This is a genomic window from Chryseobacterium turcicum (assembly GCF_021010565.1).
GTDB classification, from domain to species: Bacteria; Bacteroidota; Bacteroidia; order Flavobacteriales; family Weeksellaceae; genus Chryseobacterium; species Chryseobacterium turcicum.
Map to the genome: position 1 here is coordinate 612,758 of NZ_JAJNAY010000001.1, position 21,453 is coordinate 634,210.

Genomic DNA, 21,453 nt, shown 5'->3' on the forward strand with positions numbered 1-21,453 from the left:
TAACAATTAACAATTAACAATTATTATTGATATGCTCCTAATGTTGGATTAGTTGTTCTTGAAACTCCTACAATATCGGTAGGAACGGTATTGGCAACTGTTACATCACCCTTGTTTTTTGCGGGAGAATCAGCTTTTACTCTTAAATTCATCTTCGCCGCAAAATAATTCATAAATCGAGGGTCTTGATTTTTTATACTTTGAATGACTCCGGGGCCAGTAAAATTAAATCCTGCTTCGTTCTCACTAGTGTACTTTATTAATGAGTTTTGAATTAAAAAATTAAATTGATACGCACCTACTTTTTCTAAATTTATAAAATTATCTCTATCTGAATATACGATACTATTAAGAATACTTAAATTTTCAAGAGCTGCATAGTCATTTTGCCCGGCATCATTTTTCCATTCGTTGGTGGCAAAAATCCCCATACGGCTTCTGTCATTCATGGTAGCAGAATAGTTTGCAATTGTTGCATGGGTAAAAGTATAATTTCCACCATAAAAAATTCCAATACAAGATTCTCCGCAGTTGTTCATGACCAGATTTTCAGCATTTATTTTTGAACCTACGGCATAAATACCGTATTCCTGAAAGGTATGAATGAATGAATTTTTGATTGTTGCATTAGCTTGTTTCATATCAAGACCTCTCGTTCCTCCAAAAAGGCGAGTATGATTCATATTCAAAATAGAAGAAGCTTCCATTTTAATAGAATTCCAGTTTCTTGGGATGGTGTCATAGTAAGTGTCATTTCGGTCTCCACGAATAATTACCTGATCGGTTGCGGTTCCGTTGATATCTAAAGTAGCACCCGCAGAAACTTTCATTCCGCTGTTTTTATGAAAATATACTTTTGTTCCAGGTTGTATATTTAAGTGAACTCCAGTATTTATTGTCAAATCACCATAAATAATTTTAGCTTTATTACTAGACCATGTAGCGTCAGTGGCAATCACATTCGGGTTTGTAGGGGTTTTAATGAAAAACTCGGCGTCTTGCACAACAGAGAATAAAGTTACATGTTGCTGTCCGGCTCCTGTAGTAAATAAAACTCTATCTTCGGCAATCGCTTCCGGACCTGTAGCCTGAGGAGCAATCTCTACAAAAATATAAAGACTGTCTTTTTTTCTAAGCGGAACATTCTGAAAATCGTGTCCTGTTTTTCCATCTACATTTATTTTATATAATGATGCCGCTCCTTTTTCAAGATTAATTCTTGGAATCATCACATCCTTATCTTCATTATTAAATACTTTTACCACATAGGTTTCTGAGCGCACCTGATGATAAACTGTATCACAAAATACGGTATCTCTAGAAAAACTAAGTTCCTGAGAAGGAGCATCAAAAGTAATATCATCTTTGTCACATGAAATGGCTAAAAACAGCATCCAAAAAGATAAAAAGAGTAGTGATTTGAATTTCATAGGTAGAAATTTTTTGTTTTATTTAAGGTCATATGTTATCGCTTATCTTCATTGTTTTTTGTAGTCAGAAGCAGTCTTGGCGATTTCATGGAGGTTAAAATTTATATAAGTTTCAAATTTAACGAAAATACTTTAATTTTCTTATCTTTTAAAAATAGTTGACAAGGTATTTGTATATTATAAAAATTATTGTATTTTTGCAACCTAAAATTTAGCAGAAGAAATACCATTACTATTTCGAAAGCAAAACTTTAATTTTTTAAAAATTTGTATTATGAAAAAAGGAATTCACCCAGAAAATTATAGACTTGTTGTTTTCAAAGATATGAGTAACGACGACGTATTCTTAGGCAAGTCAACAGCTGACACAAAAGACACTATCGAGTTTGAAGGAACTGAGTACCCATTGATTAAAATGGAAATCTCTTCTACTTCTCACCCTTTCTACACAGGAAAAACTAAATTAGTTGATACTGCAGGTAGAGTAGACAAGTTTATGAACAAATACAAAAAATTCGCTAAGTAATTTTTTGTTATTAAAATATTTTAAAGTCTTCCGATTTTCGGGAGACTTTTTTTATGAATTAAAAGACAGAAATTAGAAGTTCTAGGTTAGAAATTAGTTTTACTATTTGTATTTTTGTTGAGTCTCGAATCTCGAAACATTGAACATACAACTTTAAACCCGAAACTCTCATGCAACTCGTATTCTCTGATGCACAATATTGGGAAGATTTTCTTCCGCTTACTTTTACAAGACCTGTCGCTGAAATGCGATGTGGAATTCTTACCTTCTCTGAAAGATGGCAAAAAATATTAGAGAATACCGAAGTTTCTTTTTTTACAGAGGCTTATCTTCAGCATAAATTTGCTGAGCCACAAAAAAAAGAAAGTCTCTTTTTGGTAACCAATTTTTTACCAACCGAAACCGTTATCCAGCAAATTAAAGATTTGAATCAAGGTGAGGCTTTGGTATATGAAGATGAACTGGTTGCTGCAAAAATTAATATGGAAGGTTTTTCTCTACATCAGATTGAAAAAATGACTGATATTAAAGAAGAGCTTATTTTCTTTAAAAAACCGACCGATTTATTTACTTATAATAAAGAAGCTATCAATTTTGATTTTGAATTGCTTACCAAAGGAAAACAGTCTCAGGAATTATCTTCCACCAATGGTTTTTTAGGAAATAAAGAAGATTTGTTTATTGAAGAAGGAGCTGAAGTAGAATTTTCAACCATCAATACCAAAACCGGAAAAATATATATTGGCAAAAACGCAGAAGTGATGGAAGGCTGTAATCTTCGTGGTCCGATTGCCCTTTGTGAAGGTTCTAAATTTAATTTAGGAGCAAAAATTTATGGTGCAACGACGGTTGGTCCACATTCTAAAGTAGGTGGTGAAGTAAGCAACATCATTATTTTTGGGTATTCTAATAAAGGTCATGATGGTTTTGTTGGAAACTCTGTAATTGGAGAATGGTGTAATCTTGGAGCAGATACCAATTCTTCTAACTTAAAAAATAATTACGGAAACGTAAAGCTTTGGAATTATAGAACAAAAGATTTCCAGGATACAGGTTTGCAGTTTGCAGGTTTAATAATGGGAGACCATTCTAAAACAGCAATCAATACCCAATTAAACACAGGAACAGTAATTGGTGTGGCTTCTAATATTTTTAAAGAAGGTTTTCCTCCTAATCATATTGAAAACTTTTCATGGGGCGGTTTTAAAGATGATGAACGTTTTAAATTAGATAAAGCTTACGAAGTTGCCGAAAAAGTAATGGCTCGTAGAAAATTGCCTTTAACAGATGATGATAAAGGGATTTTAAAACATATTTTTGACGAATATTAATCAACTATAATTGAAAACTTCAAATTTTTTGAAGTTTTTTTATTTTTAGTGTAATATATTTCGATTTTAGATTGTCTTACTAATAGAAACAAAATTATGACTCAGGAAACTTTTAGGAGTACGGTATTTATTCTCAGAGATGAGATGTTCCGTTTTGCGAAAAGGTTTGTCATGAGTAGTGATGAAGCAGAAGATGTAGTACAAGATTTGATGATTAAATTCTGGCAGAAAAAAGATGAGCTCGGGCAGTTTGGGAATTTTAAATCCTATGCTTTGAAATCTGTAAGAAATGAATGCCTCAACCGATTGAAGCATCACGATGTAAAGTTAGGTTTTGCAGATATGCAGCTTCATCGTTCAGAATTGTACAGTATGGATGTTAATAATCTGAAAGAACAGATTATCGGGTTTATCAACCAGCTTCCGGAGAAGCAGAAAACGGTGATACACCTTAAAGATGTAGAAGAGTACGAAGTGTCGGAAATTTCTGAGATGTTGGAAATGGAAGAAAATGCAGTAAGGGTTAACCTGATGCGCGCAAGACAAAAAGTAAAAGAACAAATCTCACAATTGATGAGCTATGAGCAAAGACAAATTTCAAGATAAATATAACGAAATCTTCCAAGGGTTAAAGGAAGAAAAGATGAACTGGGATTTTGATGATTTCCTGAAAAAAGCTGAAGGAAATGAAGATGAGGTTTTAGACAATGAAACGCCAGTCATTCCGATTCAAGGTAAAAAACCTGCGCTTCCGAAATGGTTTTGGATGGCGGCAAGTGTGGTGATACTTTTGGGAATTGGCTTCTTGTTTAATGAAAATCAAAACGGAGAGGTTGTAAATCAAGCTAAATTGGTTGAAAACGAAATTCAAAAGCAAAAGTCTGATTTTATAGAGGAAAATCATAATCACGATTCGCAGGTTGCTGCTCATTTTGTTGATTCTGCGTCGGGAGCTAAAAAAGATTCAATTTTTATTGAAAATTCTATTGCTGAAAAAGATGTTTTAGATGAAATTCTCTCTAAAAAAAGCAGGATAAAAAAAGAATCGAAGCCGAGATTTGTTTATAACTCAGAAAAAAACAATCTCAATCAGAAAGATTCTACAGGATATCAAGGTTCTTATGTTATCGTTAACGGAAAACGTATTGATAATATGGAAGAAGCTATAAATGTAACAAAATATTCGTTCCAGGTGGTTGCCAATAATGTGAATCAGGCATTGGCTCCGAAGGTGATGGATAATGTAGATTATTAACAACAGATTATGCTACTGATCAGGCTTATAATCAATTAATTTAAACTGAACTTATGAAAAAAATATTCATTATATGTGCTCTTGTGCTGTCTCATTTCTTTAATGTGTACGGGCAAAAGAATAAGTTAGACCAGCTTTTTGATAAATATCAGGAAACTGAAGGGGTTACCTCTATTAAGATTGCAAAACCAATGTTTGGGATGCTTAGTAATCTTAATATTGCCGATTCAGAATTAGACCAAATTAAGCCTTTGCTTTCAAAGATTGACGGGCTTAAAATTCTGATTACCGAAAATGCAAAAGGAGACCTTGCGAATGTGAATAAAGAAATTTCATCGTATTTAAGTAATTTAAATTACAATGAAATAATGTCTGTGAAAAATGCGGGAAGTAAAGTTAAATTCCTTTCTTCGGAAGCAAAAAATGACGGTACGCTAGATAATATGCTTTTAAGCATTGATAGTGGTGGTGGAGAAAATATTCTCGTGATGTTGGATGGGAAAATTTCTATGGATGACGTCAATAAAATTCTTAACTCCAGCGAAACGAAAACCACTACTACAAGAACTACGGTTACCAATAGTTTTGCCTCAGAAAATACATCTTCTTACCTAAATGGTGAAAGCAGAAATATAGGCGAATTTTCTAAAATCGATGTTAGTTTAGGCATTAATGTAAATTTTAAGCAGGAAAATACATCGAGTGTAAAAGTTTTGGCAGATGCAGATAAGCTTCAACATGTGATTACCAAAGTTGATAATGGTGTTTTGAAAATTTATATTGATAATAAAAAAGAAAAAAACCTGAAATTTAAAAACCTCACGGTAAATGTTTCTTCGCCTAAATTGAGTATGATTAAAGCTTCTACTGGGGCAGCATTTACAACTGTAAATACTTTAAACGAAAATAATTTGGATGTTAATGTAGAGTCAGGTGGTTCTGTAAAAGGTACATTTTCAATTTCGGAAACGGCAAATATTGAAGCCAACTCAGGTGGAGATGTAAAAGCGAATCTTAGAACTCAGAAATTTATTTTAAATAATACAAGTGGAGCGAGTGTAAGATTAGAAGGTTTAGCAAAATCGGCAGTAATGAATGTTAACAGCGGAGCTTCTTGCAAAGCAGAGACATTTGCTATCAATACTGCACAGGCAGAATGCACATCGGGTGCAAACCTTTCTTTATATGTTAAAGACAAATTAAAAGCAAATGTTTCTTCTGGAGGTTCAGTAAAATTAAAAGGAAATCCTGAATTAGATTCTAGGGTAGATAAGGTTTCGGGAGGAAGTTTAAAACAAACCAACTAAAAACCAATACCATGAAAATTTTTAAAAACCTTGTTCTAGTCTGTTGCGCTTTATTATTAATGCAATCTTGTATCGTTTCGAGCAAACCGAATATCGATTTTTTCTCAAAATCAAGTGATGATTATCAGGATGCACAATTTGCAAGCTTTAATGTACCATTATTTTTAGCGAAACCTTATATCAAAAAAGCTTTGAGAGAAGAAGGTGAAAGCGAAGCTGCCATTGCCATGGTAAAAAAAGTTTCAAAAATAAAAATGATGACCGTTGCCAACGGAAGTGAAGCAATGCTGAAAGACTATGCCAATTATCTGAAAAATGAAAATTACGAAGATTGGGCAACTATAAAACATGATGGAGATAACGTCAATATCAGAGTAAAACAAAAAGGAGACGTCATCAAAAATATGCTGATTACGGTCAATTCAAAAAAAGAAATGGTGTTTTTGGATGTTAAAGGGAGCTTTACGGCAGATGATATTTCCAGAATGATTACTATCGCATCAGATAAATAACTTCATATTCAACTATATTTAATTTTGTAAAAGTCACTGTTTAAGGTGACTTTTTTCGATTTATATCATGAATCATTAAGTTTTGTTTAAACTATTTAAATCTATTTTCATATTCCGACAAAAAGACTTAATTTTGCAAGAAAGTAAAGATGTCTATTCATAACAAAATTGTAGAGACAGCCATCACTTTCGATGACGTGCTTCTAGTCCCTGCTTATTCTGAGGTTTTACCTAACCAGGTTTCATTAAAATCAAGACTTACCGATAAAATTACGCTTAATGTTCCGATCGTTTCCGCTGCAATGGATACCGTTACAGAGGGTGATTTGGCGATTGCTTTGGCAAGAGTTGGTGGTTTGGGTTTCATTCATAAAAACATGACGATTGCCGAACAGGCTGCTCAGGTAAACAGAGTTAAGCGTTCTGAAAACGGAATGATTTCTGACCCTGTAACACTTTCGAAAGACCATACTTTAGCAGAGGCTAAAGAAACGATGGCGAAATATAAAATTTCTGGTCTTCCCGTTGTGGATGCCGAAAATACGTTGATTGGTATCATTACCAACAGAGACGTAAAATATCAGGAGAATCTTGATATGAAAGTGGAAGAGATTATGACTAAAAATAATCTTATCACTTCTGATAAAGATACAAACCTTGAAAAAGCGAAAGAAATTCTTCTTAATAGTAGAGTTGAAAAGCTTCCTATTGTTGATAAAAACAATAAATTGGTAGGTTTAATTACTATTAAAGACATCGACAATCAATTAGAATATCCAAATGCTAACAAAGACGAAAGCGGTCGTTTAATCGTTGGAGCCGGAGTTGGAGTAGGTGAAGATACTTTAGATAGAATAGAAGCTTTGGTAAAAGCCGGAGTTGATATTATCGGTATCGATTCTGCTCACGGGCATTCTAAAGGAGTTTTGGATAAAATCTCAGAAATCAGAAGCAAATATCCTGATTTGGATATCGTTGGTGGAAACATTGTAACTGCTGAAGCTGCTGAAGCTTTAATTAAAGCAGGTGCAAACGTTCTGAAAGTAGGTGTTGGCCCGGGTTCTATCTGTACAACGAGAGTTGTGGCTGGAGTTGGAGTTCCTCAGTTGTCTGCTATCTACAACGTTTACGAATATGCTAAATCTCAAAATGTTGCTGTAATTGCAGATGGTGGAATTAAACTTTCCGGAGATATCGTGAAAGCTATTGCAAGTGGAGCTGGAGCAGTAATGTTGGGTTCTCTTTTAGCTGGAACTGATGAGGCACCAGGAGAAGAAATTATTTTCCAGGGTAGAAAATTCAAAACTTACCAAGGGATGGGAAGTCTTTCTGCAATGAAGAGAGGTGGAAAAGAAAGATATTTCCAAAGTGAGGCTAAAAAATTCGTTCCGGAAGGAATTGAAGGTAGAGTTCCAAGTAAAGGTAAATTGGAAGATGTTATTTTCCAGTTAGTTGGAGGTTTAAGAGCCGGAATGGGATATTGTGGTGCAAAAGATGTTGAAGCTTTGCAAAAAGATACCAAAATGGTCATGATTACAGGAAGTGGTTTGAAAGAATCTCACCCTCATGATGTGATTATCACGCAGGAAGCTCCAAATTATTCTTTATAATACATTAGAATATATACATAAAATACCTCCGAATTTTCGGAGGTATTTTTTTAACCAAAAAATTAAATCATGAGAAAAATTGAACTTTCATCATTTGTATTTCTATACTATCAACTGTGTTTTCTTTTTTTTGTACTTATCCGAGAGCCTTTTGGGGGCTCTACGAATAAATACTTTTAAACTTTTTTTCACCATCGAGCTTTTAGCTCCCTCGAAATCTTAGATTTTCATCATTTGTGTTTCTATATTATCAACTGTGTTTTCTTTTTTTTTGTACTTATCCGAAAGCCTTTTGGAGGCTCTACGAATAAATACTTTTAATTTTTTTTTCCATCATTGGTTTTTACCTCCTTCGAAATCTTAAATTTCCATCATTTGTGTTTTTATACTATCAATTGTGTTTTCTTTTTTTTTGTACTTATCCGAGAGCCTTTTGGGGGCTCTACGAATAAATACTTTTAATTTTTTTTTCCATCATTGGTTTTTACCTCCTTCGAAATCTTAAATTTCCATCATTTGTGTTTTTATACTATCAATTGTGTTTTCTTTTTTTGTACTTATCCGAGAGCCTTTTTTGGGCTCTGCGAATAAATACTTTTTAAATTTTTTTTCATCATAGGTTTTTACCTTCTTCGAAATAATTAAATTTTCATCATTTGTGTTTTTAAATTCAAATTAAAAGAAGTGTTTTTTTTCTCTTAACTTTCATAATGTAAATTTATCAACATAATAAACGCCATCATAATAATTCATTTAGATATATATCAATATGATTGTAGATATTTATCTATAGTTTAATATCATTGGATTGTACTTGGGTTTATATGGTTTAAAATAAAGAACTCGCAATTCATTGCGAGTTCTTTATTATGAATGGATTTTATTAAAATATTAAGTTTTTAACTGGTCTTTAAAATCATCAATTCGAAAATCGGTCAGTGCATTTCCTTTTTCAATTTTTTCTTTAGCATAAAGACGGAAGTCATTTTCAGTTTTCTCCAAAAGATAATCATAAGGCCCCACCGACGAAATGAGTTTTACCAAAACCGGAGAGATTTCCAAGGTGATAAATAATCCCATAATAAACGCTGCTGCTGTGGCGATTATTGCTGAGTTTTTTCCCAGTTCATCTAATGCCTGCAATCTTGCTGCAAACCCGTTGAATTTATCTTCAAATGTTTCGGTAGATTTTCTTTCAGTTTCGAGGTTGCTATAGACTTTAGAAATTTCTTTATCGAGATACTCCAGCCTTGTTGCGACTTGTTTTTGATAGTTTTCTAAATCTTGTCTTCGTTGCTCTTTTAATTCCTGCTTTCGTTTGGCATTAGAACCAAATCCTACTTTTCCGCTGGTTAAATTAGATTGTTTTCCTAAAATTTCTTTTTCAAGTTCTACGGAAGCCGAATCATAAGACTTCTGATATTGAGCTATTTTGTCGGAGATTTGTTTTTTTTCAGTTTCAAAAGGGCCGCTCTGCTGAAGGATTCTTCCACTCATTTGCGTTTGAAGGTCTTTTTTGTTTCTCTGAATAATGGTATTCAGCTGTTTATTAACTTCTTTTTCAAAAATTTTAAGCTCTAAAGGTTTAGAAATAATAATTCCTAAAAAAGTTGCCAAAATTAATCTGGGGATAGACATTAGAATCTGATTCCACCAGGTTCCTGTTTTTTTGATGGAAGAAACTATGTACCTATCCAGGTTAAAAATCATTAGCCCCCAAAGAATTCCAAAACCAATGGATGCCCAAATATCATCGAAAATAGTAAACATGGCATAGGTTGCAGAAAGGGTTGCAAATAGGGCGGTAAAGAATACAATTCCTCCTATTCCTGCAAATTTATTCCACTCACTGGGTGTTTTTCTTAAGATGTGGATGTTTCCACCAGAGCAAATCAGGAGAAATTTCTGAAACCAGTTTATTCTGTGATTCGTTTGATATAGAGTTGCTTGTGCGTTTTTCATTATTGAAAATTTATACATAATTAGTATTAAAAACCATACCATTGTTACAGATAGTAATATGTTTTACCAAGTAATTTTAAAATATTAATTATAGTAAAGGTTTTAAAATGTGTTAAATTTCAAATAGTATTTAAGTTTTAAGTCTTTAGTGTATTGGAATTAATAATAAATTAATAGTTTTGCAATCGAATATTAAAAATAAATAAATAAAAATGAAAAAATTCAGTACCCTATTTGTACTTATGTTTTTTATTAATTCATTTTCGCAAGATTCTCATAAAGAATGCGGTTTTGATGAGGTAATGAAAAAATTGGATGCCAGACATCCTGGTCTAAAAAAATATAGGGAAGAAGGAGAGCAGAAGATTCTCGGTATGAATCAACAGGCTTTTCTAAATAAAGTAGGAGCAACAACCTCAAAAAATGCTCTTTATACGGGACAGATTTACGAAATCCCAGTAGTAGTGCATGTAATAGAATCTCAGGATCCCGCAAATGCGAACTTGGCAGTTACAGATCAGGAAATTATCAATTGGATAGGAAGAGCAAACAGTATGTACGCCACGACTTATGGTGGTAACTTTTATCCTGAAGGGACAGGGGCTACAGGAGGAAATGTAATACCCTTTAAACTTGTTTTGGCAAAAAGATCACCTTCATGTATGCCTACAACCGGAATTATACGATATAACGGAAGTGATCTTCCTGGTTATGATGATAGTGGAGTATCAGATACAGGAGCTACAGATTCACAAATTAAAAATCAGTTAGCACCACACTGGCCGGAAAATTCATACTTTAACATTTATGTAGTCATTGGTTTCGATGGTCAGCAACAGTTGTCTTATGGACTTATGGGCTATGCTGCATTTCCAAGCTCGTATGATTATGATTATGAGAGCTTTATGAAGGTAGCAACGATAAAGAATCAAAATGACACGACACTTACCCACGAATTAGGTCATGCTTTTGGTTTGTATCATACTTTCCAAGGAGTTGCTTATACCAGTCAAACAACTTGTCCGGTAAATAATAATTGTGCGACAGATGGTGACAGGGTTTGCGATACTTCTCCTTCTAGAAGTATGTATAGTGGTTCAACACCAAATAATAACGCTATAGACCCTTGTACCAACCAAAACTATGACGGAACCCAGTATAATATTATGAATTATACCAATTCAAACCGTAAGTTTACTTCTGGGCAGCGTGATAGAGCCATTTTGATGATGATGGAATACAGAAAAGATCTTCTGAATTCTTTGGCAGGTACTGATCCTGCAACAATTGTTGCTTCCCCGGTTTCTGTAGTGAATGCACAATGTAGTCCTTCGGGAATAGTTAATCAAACCAATAGTGCTGTAGGACCAACACGAGTAATTTTTGGAGCGATTAATAGTATGAGCAATGGGTATGATTCTGACGAAGCAACTCCTGTTTATTATGCAAACTATGCTACAGCAACCTGCATAAGACCTGCTTTTTTTACAGATATTCCATCAAATACAGCAACAGAGCTGAGAGTAACTTATGCTTATACATTTAATCATGCTGAAAAATTTAAAACGAAAGTTTGGATTGATTATAATAACAATGGTGTTTTTGAAAACTCAGAGCTTATAGTTAATAACTTATCAGCGAATTTAACAAACTCAGGGCTTACATTATCCAATAATATTACACCTCCTGCGAATGCTGTAAAGAATGTATACTTAAGGATGAGAATAGCGGTAGATGCCGCTACATTTAATGGAGTAACTTTCCCTGACTTCGATGCATGTTCGCAGTTACAATATGGTCAAATGGAAGATTACGCAGTGAGGATTTCAGAAACCTTAAGTACTTCTGATATTAAAAAAGATAATTCTGAAACTAAAATTGTTTTTATCAAGACAGATAATAAACTTCAGTTATTTGGAAATAATAACGCGAAATTCGGAAATTATCAAATTTATGATATGAGTGGTAAATTGATACAGAAAGGAAATTCAGATACCAATGAAATTCAGATCAATCAGCAATTAATGAAAGGTTCATATATCATTAATTATTCTGAAGGTGATAAAAAAGTTTCTAAGAAATTTTTAAATAATTAAATTCAATAAAAGCCCTTTTTTAAGGGCTTTTATTATACTTGAATGACATGATATGAAAAAAATATTAAGTGTATTACTTTTCTGCTTCTTCATCATTAGTTGCCAATCACAGAAAATTGTTGACCTGAAAAATGGTGAAGAAATAACAAAGTACTTCTTAGGAACTTGGACGTTTGTAGAAAAAAAATATAAAGACAATGGAGAAATAAAAGTTTTTAACCTTCATGAATGTATGAAACAGTATGAGCTTATCTTTAAAAATGAAAATCAAAAAACGTTAATGACCAAAACATTTGCTACAAGCGAAGATTGTAAAATAAAAAGTAAAACAGATGATTTTTTGGTCACCATAAGTGGTGGTTCTTTTTCGTACAAAGAAGAAGATCTAAAAAAAGTTGAACAGTATAAAATCTACTCAGAAAATAAATTTTCAATTATTTACGGCGATATTATTAATGGAAAGGTTACCGAAATTGAAGACTTCTATCAGCGAAAAAAATAATTACTTCAACCGATCAGGGTTCTGTTTTAAAAAACTATCCCATCCTGAATACGACTTTGTATCTGCAATGGTTCCTGAGTTGAAATGATGACAAACAGCAACGGCTAAACCATCAGAAGCATCCAGATATTTTGTAGGAAATTCTTTTAGGTTTAAAAGACTCTTAAGCATTCCTGCGACCTGTTCTTTACTGGCATTTCCGTTTCCAGTGATTGCCATTTTTATTTTTTTTGGAGAATATTCGGTGATAGGAATATTACGGTGAAGACTTGCTGCCATTGCTACGCCTTGAGCTCTGCCAAGCTTCAGCATTGATTGTACATTCTTGCCAAAGAAAGGAGCTTCTAGGGCTACTTCATCCGGATGAAATTCATCAATTAATGCCAACGTTTTATCGAAAATGTATTTAAGCTTGGTCTCATGATTCGGATATTTTTTTAAAATCAATTCGTGAATGGAAATCATTTCCATTTTTCCTTTTTTTACCGATATTAAACCGAACCCCATAATAGCTGTTCCGGGGTCAATTCCTAAAATTATTTTCTCTACTGAAACCATCGCTTCAAAGATACAGCTTTCTTTATTTTAGCAAACCATAAAATTATTCCTGAGATAGCTTTTTTTCATTAATAGAAATCCACTTTCCATCGTGTCTTAATAATAATATTTTATCAACTATGAATTTAGTTTTGTAGTTTTTATCTTCATAAATCTCCCAGGCTTTTAGAAAGTTTTCAAAAGTAAGATTCCTATATCCTACAGTGACATGGGGACTGAATGAGTCTCTTTCAAAACTAAACTTTTCTTTTACATTTAAATAAAGCTGTTTTAAATATTCATTTTCTTCAGGTTTTACATATAAAACAGGATTAGCAGGGTTGGGAAAACTACCAAAGCCATTGAGCACCATTTCAAAAGGAGAAATAGTAGTATCGATTTTTTGAAATGCAGTATGAATGTCTTCTTCTAATTCTATTTCTCTTGAAAATGGTGGAGCTAATGTAATATGCGCATCATTAGTCAATGCTTTAGAATTTGCAAAATTCCTTGCTAAATCTTCTTTAAAAACTCTTATCTCATCAATGATTTTCTGGTCGGGATAAATAGCAATGAAGTACATTTTTTTCATGTGGTAAAGGTAAGATTTATTTCAAGTTGATAATTTATTTATATACATAAGAAAATTATGCATATATTTGTTAGGTATTAATATTACGAATGAAAAAAAATAGCCTTTACAAAGGAACGCTTCAAAACATCATTTTAAAATTGCTTTCAAAAGAAGTAAAAATGTACGGATATCAAATTACTCAGCGTGCAAAAGAACTGACGGAAGGAGAATTGGAAATGACAGAAGGTGCCTTGTATCCTCTTTTGCATAAATTGGAGGCCGACGGAATTATCAGATCTGAAGTGCAGGAAATCAACGGTAGAAGCCGGAAATATTATTTGCTCACTGATAAAGGTAAAAAACAACAGGCAACACAGGAAGATGAAATGAAATCTTATCTGTTTAATCTTAAAACCATTTTTGATATTTAAAATTATGATGACTAAAGAAAATCTTACAGAAATAGAAAAATATCTAAAAAGCAAAAATCTAAGTACTTCTGTGTTTGTTGAGGTTTACGATCATTTTGTAATGCAGATTTCAGAACTAATGAATAAAAATGAAATTACTTTTCAGGAAGCTTTCCTACAGACAAAAATCAATTGGCAAGATGAACTGAAAATGGTGAAGGCTGATTTATTTTCTTTTAAAAGAATTGCGAAAATTGAGAAAGGTATTTTACAAGACCGCTTCAGAAGAATGATGACTATTTCTTTTGTGTTTTCGGCGATTTTGGGAATAATATTTTATTTTAACGAAGGTGTTTATTTATATATTCAAGGGACTTTAATTATGATGCATTTATTCTTTTTGATCTATCATTTTATATTTAAGAAAATGAGTTTTTTAGAATATCAGAAAATGTCTTTTCATCCATTATTGCTAAGAAATTTATTGTTGATGTTAATTATTCTTTCTATAAGTACGATGTTTTTTACAACTGAAAATTTATGGGAGTTTCCTCTGAATCATATGGCTGTCACATTTGCAGTAATCCTTCAGATTCAGTTGCTTTATTTCAGAGCTAAAAAAATAAATGTTTTACTATCATGACGAGCGAGCAAAACAACGAAATAAGAAATTATCTTTTAGCTAAAAAGCTTCCGGTAGATCTAATGATGGAAGTAGAAGATCATTTTGTAAGCCAGATTAATGAACTGCAGGTAGAAAAAAAAATATCTTTTGACGACGCGTTTAATGCTACGATAATTTCATGGTATGATGATCTTAAACTTTTTTGGGAGGGAAGCTGGAGCCAGGAAAATACTTCAACTCTCATCAAAAAATCTACAAAGCAGAAGATGTTTTTTATCCTGAAAAAATCTGCGGTAGTTGCTGTAATAAGTTATGTTGTAATGCTTCTATGTTATTTTTTACTTCCTTTTGAGGTGTTTAGAATTAGCTTTGGCGTTTTAATAAGTTTAATAATGATTTTTCCTCTGATTATTTACATTAAAGAAAAGAAGTATTTTGATTTACCTAAACAGTATAAAAATATTCGTCTCTCGGCGTATCAAGATATGGTTGTTGCCTTTTTTATTTTTCCCATGTCTTCAGGTTGGCTTTTCCGATTTGTTTTGGAAATGAATGATGGTTTTTTAGATGTAAACTTTATGAAAGGAATTGTCGCCAATTTCTTATTTGCCTTCTTTTTCTTTTTTGAAGCCGCGATTATTATCTGTCAGCAAAAATATCTTGAAATAATAAAAAAAATAATCCCTTATCTACAGGAGAATTTTAAGATTTCTAATTAGTATTTTCCAGTATATCTGAAACCTCTTTAATCTTTAGATGAGGTCTGAAAGACGTCGATTTGCCTTTTTCTTCATCAGCGATATTAGATAAAATAATGACCGAAGTTTTGGTTTCGGGATAGTAAATATTAAGCGAAGGAGCGCCTTTCACATAACCACTGTGAAAATACGAAACAGGCTTGTTGTCATTCATCATAATTCCCAATCCGTAACCCATCGTCCCGAAAATGGCGTGCTGTCTTTCTGCACCTTTAGAGGTGAATTTTTTCAATGTTTCTGGTTTGATGATTTTTCCGGAGTATAAAGCATTGTTCCATATGAGTAAATCGTCAATGGTTGACAAAACTCCGCCTGCCGCAATTCCTATTTCTTTATTACTCAATCTTTTTGGCATATTTTCTATCGCTTTCTGAGTTTTTGAATTTCCTACATAGGTTTTAGCAAAATTTTCTCCTTTGAAAGATGTTCCGGTAGATGAATTTTTCATTCCTGCTTTTTTTAATAAATCGAGCATGTTTTCATCAAATGATTTTCCTGAAACCGTCTCGACAATTTTACCTAAAGCATTATAACCGTCATTTGAATAATTAAACCCCGAACCGCTTTTAAACAGCAGCTTTTCGCCAAAATTGTTTAAACCTGAACTGTGATTTAAAAGCTGTTGAATCGTAATGTCTTCGTAATCTTTTTTTTGAAAATCTTTGATGTATTTTGATGCTTTGTCATCGAGATTTAGTTTTCCCTGCTCCATTTGAAGGAGAATAAGAACTGCTGTAAATTGTTTGCTGATTGATGCGATAGAAAATACAGTCGTATTGTTGATTTTAATTTTATTGCCAAAATCAGAGAAACCATTATTCTTTCGATAAATCTCAATACTATCTTTAAAAATACCGACACTTCCGTTAAAATTATATTTGTTAAAAACGGAATCAATCTGAGTTTTGTATAGTTTTTTTTGAAATACGGTAACTGCAGAATCAGCGATTGCTTTTTTGTTGATGGGTTTTGATATTTCAGCTTTTTGGCAGGAAAATAATAGTAAAAAAGCAAAAGTAATGGATATTAAAAATTTCATATTTGGGTCTTGGTTTCTCTAAAATAAGAATTTTTTTTCAATTTAAACTTTAAGTACTTGTTTCAATTTAAATAAAAAAACTCCGCAATCTGCAAGAGTTAAATAAAAATTACTTTTAGAGCCTGTTTAAGTTTTATTGATTTAAATTCTGTAAGATTTTTTTCAATCATTTTTTTATATAATTCTCGCAGATTTTGCTGATTTAGCAGATTAAAAACAGAGAAATCAATCTGCTTAATCAGCGAGATAAATTATTTCCATTTAAATTTAAACAAGCTCTTAAAAAATCAAAAGTTAAGCCACTAAAATTTAGAATAATAAAAAGTTATTTTAAAATCAAATCACAAAACCAGAAAACGTATTCTCCTTCTTCTTCATTTTCATCAGATTTTGGTTTCGGATAGGTTTTCTTTACTGTTTCACCAATTTCGAAATCAATTGGTTTTTTAAAAATAGGACCATCAAAAGTGAAAGTGTGAAATTCTCCATTTTCACCGCAAGGGTCAACGTTTTCGGGTAAATCTTTAATGAAATCTTTATCAATAATTCTTCCTGCAAAGCTTTTATCAAGATAAGTTTCGTTCACACAGGTGACAATTGTTTTAAAACCCAATTCTAAAAATTCATGGATGAGGTCTGATGTATTCTGCTTCCAAAGCGGAAAAACGGCTTTCATCCCAATAGCTTCTAATTGGTGTTCCCGGTATTGTCGTAAATCTTCCAAGAAAATATCCCCAAAAATAGAATGAGTGACTCCTTGAGACTGTATTTCACTCATCGTATGAGTCATAATCTCCGTATATTCCTCCATTGATGGTTCTGCAGGAATTTCCATTTTGATTAAAGGTAAGCCTAAACTTTCAGCCTGTTTTTCCAATAGCGAAACATGAACGCCGTGCATAGAAATCCTCTGAAACTCTTTATTTAAGCTTGTAAGTAGGGCGGTAACCTGAAATTGGTCCTCTTTTAAAATTTTATATAAGGCAAGAGCAGAATCTTTTCCGCTGCTCCAGTTGAATATGGCTTTTGGTTTCATGCAATAAATATGAACTTAACGATTTCAAAATTTAAGTAGTTTAAGAATATTTTATCTATTATTCGGCTTTCCGAAATTATTTAGTTCGTTAGGTTCTGTCTTGCTTCTTTCGGCTTCTTGCCTTTTTTGCAATTCTTCAGTATTCCTGTTCATATCACTTTTATGCGTGGTGTCCATAGGATATGAATTACAGCTTTTTAAGAATATTACAGCGAAAATTATCAGTGTCATGAAACAGAATCTTTTCATTTAATTTTTTTAAAGAGGGTTAAAATGAAATATACAAATCATTCAAAAATACAAAAAAACCTCAAAGAAAAATCCTTGAGGTTTACTTTATAATTATTAAAGCAGTTAATAGTCAATAATTGGCTACGGCCCTGCCGTTACATGTTTCTTCTGTATTTACCGCCTACTTCAAACAAAGCATTGGTGATTTGTCCAAGAGAACAGTATTTCACGGCATCCATCATCACTTCAAATAAATTTTGCTGATTGATGGCAGCATGTTGTAAAGTTTTCAAGGCAGCCTCAGATTTATCATCATTAGATTGTTGGAAATTATGAAGCGTTTCAATCTGAACCTGCTTTTCTTCTTCAGTCGAACGGATAACTTCTCCCGGGCGAACCGTTGGTGAACCATCTTTTCCAAGGAAAGTATTTACCCCGATAATTGGATATTCTCCTGTGTGTTTCAACCATTCGTAATGCATTGATTCTTCCTGAATTTTTGAACGTTGGTACATCGTTTCCATCGCACCCAAAACACCACCTCTTTCTGTGATTCTGTCGAATTCTGCATAAACCGCTTCTTCCACTAAATCAGTTAATTCTTCAATAATAAATGAACCTTGAAGTGGATTTTCGTTTTTCGCTAAACCTAATTCTTTATTAATAATCAACTGAATCGCCATTGCTCTTCTTACCGATTGCTCAGTAGGAGTGGTGATTGCCTCGTCATAAGCATTCGTGTGCAATGAATTACAGTTATCGTAGATTGCATACAATGCCTGAAGAGTCGTTCTGATATCATTGAAATCAATTTCCTGAGCATGAAGTGAACGACCTGAAGTTTGAATATGATATTTCAACATCTGGCTTCTTTCGTCGGCACCGTATTTCAGTTTCATGGCTTTTGCCCAGATTCTTCTTGCGACACGTCCGATTACCGAATATTCAGGGTCGATTCCATTCGAGAAGAAGAAAGATAAGTTTGGAGCAAAATCATTGATGTCCATTCCTCTAGACAAATAATATTCCACGTAAGTGAAACCATTTGCCAAAGTAAATGCCAACTGAGAAACCGGATTTGCGCCCGCTTCTGCAATGTGATAACCAGAAATCGAAACCGAGTAGAAGTTTCTTACTTTTTCAGTGATGAAATACTCCTGAACGTCACCCATCAATCTCAAAGCAAATTCTGTAGAGAAAATACATGTATTTTGAGCCTGGTCTTCTTTTAAAATATCAGCCTGAACAGTTCCACGAACGGTTGCAATCGTTTTAGCTTTAATTTCAGCATAAACATCCGCAGGAATCACTTCGTCTCCTGTAAGTCCTAATAATTGTAAACCTAAACCATTGTTAGATGGTGGCAATTCTCCGTTATATTTTGGTCTTGCTAAACCTTTATCGTCAAATTTTGCTTTTAAAGCTGCTTCAACCTTAGCCTCAAGCTTATGTTCAGCAATATATTTTTCAACATTTTGGTCGATGGCTGCATTCATGAAGAAAGCCAGCAACATTGGCGCTGGACCATTAATCGTCATTGAAACTGAAGTCAATGCATTTACCAAATCAAAACCTGAATATAGTTTTTTAGCATCATCCAAAGTTGCAATAGAAACTCCTGCATTTCCGATTTTACCATAAATATCTGGTGGTAAAGCAGGGTCTTGTCCGTATAAAGTTACAGAGTCAAACGCTGTAGATAAACGTTTTGCAGGCATTTCCGCAGAAACGTAATGGAACCTTCTGTTGGTTCTTTCAGGTCCGCCTTCTCCGGCAAACATTCTTGTCGGGTCTTCTCCTGTTCTTTTGAAAGGATAAATTCCCGCGGTGTAAGGGAATCCTCCAGGAAGATTTTCTTGGCCTTTCCATTTAATCAAATCACCCCAGTCGGTATATTTTGGTAATGCAATTTTTGGAATTCTTAAGTGTGATAAAGATTCTGTTGAGGTTTCAACTTTTATCTCTTTTCCTCTTACAAAGTATGAATAAAACTCAGTCTTGAAAGCATCTTTCGTATCATCCCAATTTTTTAAGAAGTCGATATTTTCCTGTTGAAGCGCTTTTTCTGCTTTTTGATATTCTGCATCTAAAGTTTCATTGGAAAGGAATTTTTTCACCCCTTCAATATGATACATTTTTCTCGCAAGCTCAGCTTGTTTCTCGATGTTTGCATCATAAATTCTATTGTTTTCAACAATTTCAGAAAGGTAACGAACTCTTTTTGGTGGAATAATCGTGATGTCTTCAGAAACTTCTTGCTCAACAAAACCTTTAAATTGAGGAGCATTGTCACCCTGAGCTTGTCGAAGGGTATCATTTACTTTTTCTACTAATCTATTGTATAAATCGGTTGTTCCGTGGTCGTTAAATTGAGACGCTTTTGTCGCATAAACCGGCATGTCATCCAACGGACTTTCCCACAATAAATGGTTTCTCTGGAACTGTTTTCTTACGGCTTGAAGTGCATCTAAAGCTCCTCTTTTGTCAGATTTATTTAATGCAACTAAATCTGCATAATCTAACATGTCGATTTTTTCCAACTGCGTAGAAGCTCCATATTCAGGAGTCATCACGTACATTGACACGTCAGCAAAATCAGAAACTTCCGAACCTGACTGCCCAATCCCTGAAGTTTCCAAAATGATAACATCAGGATGAGCTAATTTCAATACATTTAATGCTGAATGGATGAACGGAGAAACTGAAACGTTATTCTCTCTGGTCGCCATCGAACGCATATAAACTCTTGGGTCATTAATCGCATTCATACGAATTCTATCGCCCAAAAGTGCACCTCCGGTTTTCTTTTTCGAAGGGTCGATAGAGATGATGGCAATTTTTTTATCGGTGTTTGAACGTAAGAAACGTCTTACCAATTCGTCTGTTAAAGAAGATTTTCCGGCTCCACCAGTACCTGTGATACCGATGATTGGAATATTTAAATCTTTTGATTTTTCGTCAATCGCTTTTACTAAATCTGGTTTTTCTTCTGAGAAGTTTTCAACCGCAGAAATGATTTTAGCAATGCTTGTAGAGTTTTCAAAACTGATAGAGTCTAAATCTTCAGTTTTAACGTCTCTTCCTGTTGGGAAGTCGGATCGTTGAACCAAATCATCAATCATTCCCTGTAATCCAAGCTCACGACCGTCGTCCGGAGAATAAATTCTGTCGATTCCGTACGCCATAATATCTTCGATTTCTTCAGGCAAGATGACACCGCCACCACCACCAAAAATCTTGATTTGCGAAGCGTTTTTTTCTCTTAAAAGATCGTAGATATATTTGAAATATTCATTGTGACCACCTTGATAAGAAGTCAATGCAATAGCGTTTGCATCTTCCTGAATAGCAGTGTTTACCACTTCTTCGGCAGATTTGTCGTGACCAAGGTGAATGACTTCGCATCCTGTTCCTTGAATCACACGACGCATAATATTAATCGCAGCATCGTGCCCATCGAATAACGATGCGGCTGTTACGATTCTTACTTTGTTTTTAGGAGTATATTTTTGGGTTTCCATATAAGTTCTCGAAAATTTCTTGAAGTTTCAAATATAACAATAAATTAAAAATTGGTATATTGAGTTTAATGTGTTGATTTTCATTGGTTTGTTTTGTTTTGGGTATGTTGGTTTTCTCCAGTTTAGCAAACAATCGTTCGGTAGCTTAGGTTCGCATAGATTGGCCTTCATTTGAAAGGATATAATGAAAT

Annotated in this window: 20 protein-coding genes; 12 read left to right on the forward strand and 8 right to left on the reverse strand. The window is 33.5% G+C overall.

All coding sequences use genetic code 11. From position 1 onward, the window contains the following. Window positions 1-23: 23 nt before the first annotated feature. Complete coding sequence (locus LO744_RS02910; protein WP_230667095.1) at window positions 24-1,430, reverse strand: hypothetical protein; 1,407 nt, start codon at window positions 1,428-1,430, stop codon at window positions 24-26. A 274-nt stretch (window positions 1,431-1,704) separates the two neighbouring features. Between LO744_RS02910 and LO744_RS02915 the strand changes: the two genes are divergently transcribed. From LO744_RS02915 to guaB, 7 genes are all read left to right on the forward strand, one after another. Then, entirely contained in the window at window positions 1,705-1,956 is a 252-nt protein-coding gene (locus tag LO744_RS02915) for a type B 50S ribosomal protein L31 (RefSeq protein WP_066682062.1), read from the forward strand. A 170-nt stretch (window positions 1,957-2,126) separates the two neighbouring features. After that, entirely contained in the window at window positions 2,127-3,287 is a 1,161-nt protein-coding gene (locus LO744_RS02920) for a GlmU family protein (RefSeq protein ID WP_230667096.1), read from the forward strand. A gap of 96 nt (window positions 3,288-3,383) precedes the next feature. Beyond that, a complete protein-coding gene (locus tag LO744_RS02925) occupies window positions 3,384-3,893 on the forward strand; it encodes an RNA polymerase sigma factor (RefSeq protein ID WP_230667097.1) in 510 nt (169 codons plus the stop codon). Beyond that, on the forward strand, window positions 3,868-4,542 hold the full coding sequence (locus LO744_RS02930) for a hypothetical protein (RefSeq protein ID WP_230667098.1): 675 nt from the start codon (window positions 3,868-3,870) through the stop codon (window positions 4,540-4,542). The genes LO744_RS02925 and LO744_RS02930 overlap by 26 nt, the downstream gene beginning before the upstream one ends. A gap of 53 nt (window positions 4,543-4,595) precedes the next feature. Next, window positions 4,596-5,849: a DUF4252 domain-containing protein gene (locus LO744_RS02935; RefSeq protein ID WP_230667099.1), complete on the forward strand. Its 1,254-nt coding sequence runs from the start codon at window positions 4,596-4,598 to the stop codon at window positions 5,847-5,849. 11 nt (window positions 5,850-5,860) lie between these two features. Further along, window positions 5,861-6,361 carry a DUF4252 domain-containing protein gene (locus LO744_RS02940; RefSeq protein ID WP_230667100.1) on the forward strand — a complete coding sequence of 167 codons (501 nt, stop codon included), beginning with the start codon at window positions 5,861-5,863 and terminating at the stop codon, window positions 6,359-6,361. 149 nt (window positions 6,362-6,510) lie between these two features. Next, window positions 6,511-7,971: an IMP dehydrogenase gene (gene guaB, locus LO744_RS02945; protein ID WP_230667101.1), complete on the forward strand. Its 1,461-nt coding sequence runs from the start codon at window positions 6,511-6,513 to the stop codon at window positions 7,969-7,971. Between the two features lie 891 nt (window positions 7,972-8,862). Here guaB and LO744_RS02950 read toward each other — a convergent pair. After that, window positions 8,863-9,933 (reverse strand): DUF4407 domain-containing protein, encoded by a 1,071-nt coding sequence (locus LO744_RS02950; RefSeq protein WP_230667102.1) that lies wholly within the window; start codon window positions 9,931-9,933, stop codon window positions 8,863-8,865. A 212-nt stretch (window positions 9,934-10,145) separates the two neighbouring features. Here LO744_RS02950 and LO744_RS02955 point away from each other — a divergent pair, with 212 nt between their 5' ends. Continuing rightward, window positions 10,146-12,029: a zinc-dependent metalloprotease gene (locus tag LO744_RS02955; RefSeq protein ID WP_230667103.1), complete on the forward strand. Its 1,884-nt coding sequence runs from the start codon at window positions 10,146-10,148 to the stop codon at window positions 12,027-12,029. Between the two features lie 52 nt (window positions 12,030-12,081). Beyond that, the gene (locus tag LO744_RS02960; RefSeq protein WP_230667104.1) at window positions 12,082-12,531 is read left to right on the forward strand and encodes a hypothetical protein; all 450 of its coding nucleotides are present in this window, start codon (window positions 12,082-12,084) and stop codon (window positions 12,529-12,531) included. Here the strand turns inward: LO744_RS02960 and ruvC are convergent, their stop codons facing one another. Beyond that, window positions 12,532-13,089, reverse strand: a complete 558-nt coding sequence (ruvC, locus tag LO744_RS02965) for a crossover junction endodeoxyribonuclease RuvC (RefSeq protein ID WP_116093810.1) — start codon at window positions 13,087-13,089, stop codon at window positions 12,532-12,534. It lies immediately after the preceding gene. 43 nt (window positions 13,090-13,132) lie between these two features. After that, complete coding sequence (locus LO744_RS02970) at window positions 13,133-13,660, reverse strand: 2'-5' RNA ligase family protein (RefSeq protein ID WP_230667105.1); 528 nt, start codon at window positions 13,658-13,660, stop codon at window positions 13,133-13,135. Between the two features lie 89 nt (window positions 13,661-13,749). On the opposite strand from LO744_RS02970, the gene LO744_RS02975 reads away from it, so the two are divergent. From LO744_RS02975 to LO744_RS02985, 3 genes are read left to right on the forward strand one after another with little or no spacing between them, the layout of a single operon-like run. Continuing rightward, on the forward strand, window positions 13,750-14,073 hold the full coding sequence (locus LO744_RS02975) for a PadR family transcriptional regulator (protein WP_230667106.1): 324 nt from the start codon (window positions 13,750-13,752) through the stop codon (window positions 14,071-14,073). A gap of 4 nt (window positions 14,074-14,077) precedes the next feature. Next, the gene (locus LO744_RS02980) at window positions 14,078-14,695 is read left to right on the forward strand and encodes a hypothetical protein (RefSeq protein ID WP_230667107.1); all 618 of its coding nucleotides are present in this window, start codon (window positions 14,078-14,080) and stop codon (window positions 14,693-14,695) included. Then, window positions 14,692-15,396, forward strand: a complete 705-nt coding sequence (locus LO744_RS02985) for a hypothetical protein (RefSeq protein ID WP_230667108.1) — start codon at window positions 14,692-14,694, stop codon at window positions 15,394-15,396. Before LO744_RS02980 ends, LO744_RS02985 begins: the two co-directional genes overlap by 4 nt. Here the strand turns inward: LO744_RS02985 and LO744_RS02990 are convergent. The 4 genes from LO744_RS02990 to LO744_RS03005 form a co-directional block, all read right to left on the reverse strand. Continuing rightward, window positions 15,389-16,474, reverse strand: coding sequence for a serine hydrolase domain-containing protein (locus tag LO744_RS02990; RefSeq protein ID WP_230667109.1), 1,086 nt, complete (start codon window positions 16,472-16,474; stop codon window positions 15,389-15,391). The two genes, LO744_RS02985 and LO744_RS02990, sit on opposite strands and share 8 nt — an antisense overlap. Window positions 16,475-16,799: 325 nt before the next feature. Beyond that, window positions 16,800-17,510 carry a Dph6-related ATP pyrophosphatase gene (locus tag LO744_RS02995; protein WP_230667110.1) on the reverse strand — a complete coding sequence of 237 codons (711 nt, stop codon included), beginning with the start codon at window positions 17,508-17,510 and terminating at the stop codon, window positions 16,800-16,802. Window positions 17,511-17,561: 51 nt separating this feature from the next. Beyond that, a complete protein-coding gene (locus tag LO744_RS03000; RefSeq protein ID WP_230667111.1) occupies window positions 17,562-17,759 on the reverse strand; it encodes a hypothetical protein in 198 nt (65 codons plus the stop codon). A 137-nt stretch (window positions 17,760-17,896) separates the two neighbouring features. Further along, complete coding sequence (locus tag LO744_RS03005; RefSeq protein ID WP_230667112.1) at window positions 17,897-21,262, reverse strand: methylmalonyl-CoA mutase family protein; 3,366 nt, start codon at window positions 21,260-21,262, stop codon at window positions 17,897-17,899. Window positions 21,263-21,453 lie beyond the last annotated feature (191 nt).

What these genes read in the sequence shown, in the direction of transcription:
- LO744_RS02950 (WP_230667102.1), bottom strand. Translation starts at nt 9,933, where the DNA reads ATGAAAAACGCACAAGCAACTCTATATCAAACGAATCACAGAATAAAC.
- LO744_RS02960 (WP_230667104.1), top strand. Translation starts at nt 12,082, where the DNA reads ATGAAAAAAATATTAAGTGTATTACTTTTCTGCTTCTTCATCATTAGT.
- LO744_RS02980 (WP_230667107.1), top strand. Translation starts at nt 14,078, where the DNA reads ATGATGACTAAAGAAAATCTTACAGAAATAGAAAAATATCTAAAAAGC.
- LO744_RS02990 (WP_230667109.1), bottom strand. Translation starts at nt 16,474, where the DNA reads ATGAAATTTTTAATATCCATTACTTTTGCTTTTTTACTATTATTTTCC.
- LO744_RS02930 (WP_230667098.1), top strand. Translation starts at nt 3,868, where the DNA reads ATGAGCAAAGACAAATTTCAAGATAAATATAACGAAATCTTCCAAGGG.
- LO744_RS02970 (WP_230667105.1), bottom strand. Translation starts at nt 13,660, where the DNA reads ATGAAAAAAATGTACTTCATTGCTATTTATCCCGACCAGAAAATCATT.
- LO744_RS03005 (WP_230667112.1), bottom strand. Translation starts at nt 21,262, where the DNA reads ATGGAAACCCAAAAATATACTCCTAAAAACAAAGTAAGAATCGTAACA.
- ruvC (WP_116093810.1), bottom strand. Translation starts at nt 13,089, where the DNA reads ATGGTTTCAGTAGAGAAAATAATTTTAGGAATTGACCCCGGAACAGCT.
- LO744_RS02985 (WP_230667108.1), top strand. Translation starts at nt 14,692, where the DNA reads ATGACGAGCGAGCAAAACAACGAAATAAGAAATTATCTTTTAGCTAAA.
- guaB (WP_230667101.1), top strand. Translation starts at nt 6,511, where the DNA reads ATGTCTATTCATAACAAAATTGTAGAGACAGCCATCACTTTCGATGAC.
- LO744_RS02920 (WP_230667096.1), top strand. Translation starts at nt 2,127, where the DNA reads ATGCAACTCGTATTCTCTGATGCACAATATTGGGAAGATTTTCTTCCG.
- LO744_RS02940 (WP_230667100.1), top strand. Translation starts at nt 5,861, where the DNA reads ATGAAAATTTTTAAAAACCTTGTTCTAGTCTGTTGCGCTTTATTATTA.
- LO744_RS02915 (WP_066682062.1), top strand. Translation starts at nt 1,705, where the DNA reads ATGAAAAAAGGAATTCACCCAGAAAATTATAGACTTGTTGTTTTCAAA.
- LO744_RS02925 (WP_230667097.1), top strand. Translation starts at nt 3,384, where the DNA reads ATGACTCAGGAAACTTTTAGGAGTACGGTATTTATTCTCAGAGATGAG.
- LO744_RS02955 (WP_230667103.1), top strand. Translation starts at nt 10,146, where the DNA reads ATGAAAAAATTCAGTACCCTATTTGTACTTATGTTTTTTATTAATTCA.
- LO744_RS03000 (WP_230667111.1), bottom strand. Translation starts at nt 17,759, where the DNA reads ATGAAAAGATTCTGTTTCATGACACTGATAATTTTCGCTGTAATATTC.
- LO744_RS02995 (WP_230667110.1), bottom strand. Translation starts at nt 17,510, where the DNA reads ATGAAACCAAAAGCCATATTCAACTGGAGCAGCGGAAAAGATTCTGCT.
- LO744_RS02910 (WP_230667095.1), bottom strand. Translation starts at nt 1,430, where the DNA reads ATGAAATTCAAATCACTACTCTTTTTATCTTTTTGGATGCTGTTTTTA.
- LO744_RS02975 (WP_230667106.1), top strand. Translation starts at nt 13,750, where the DNA reads ATGAAAAAAAATAGCCTTTACAAAGGAACGCTTCAAAACATCATTTTA.
- LO744_RS02935 (WP_230667099.1), top strand. Translation starts at nt 4,596, where the DNA reads ATGAAAAAAATATTCATTATATGTGCTCTTGTGCTGTCTCATTTCTTT.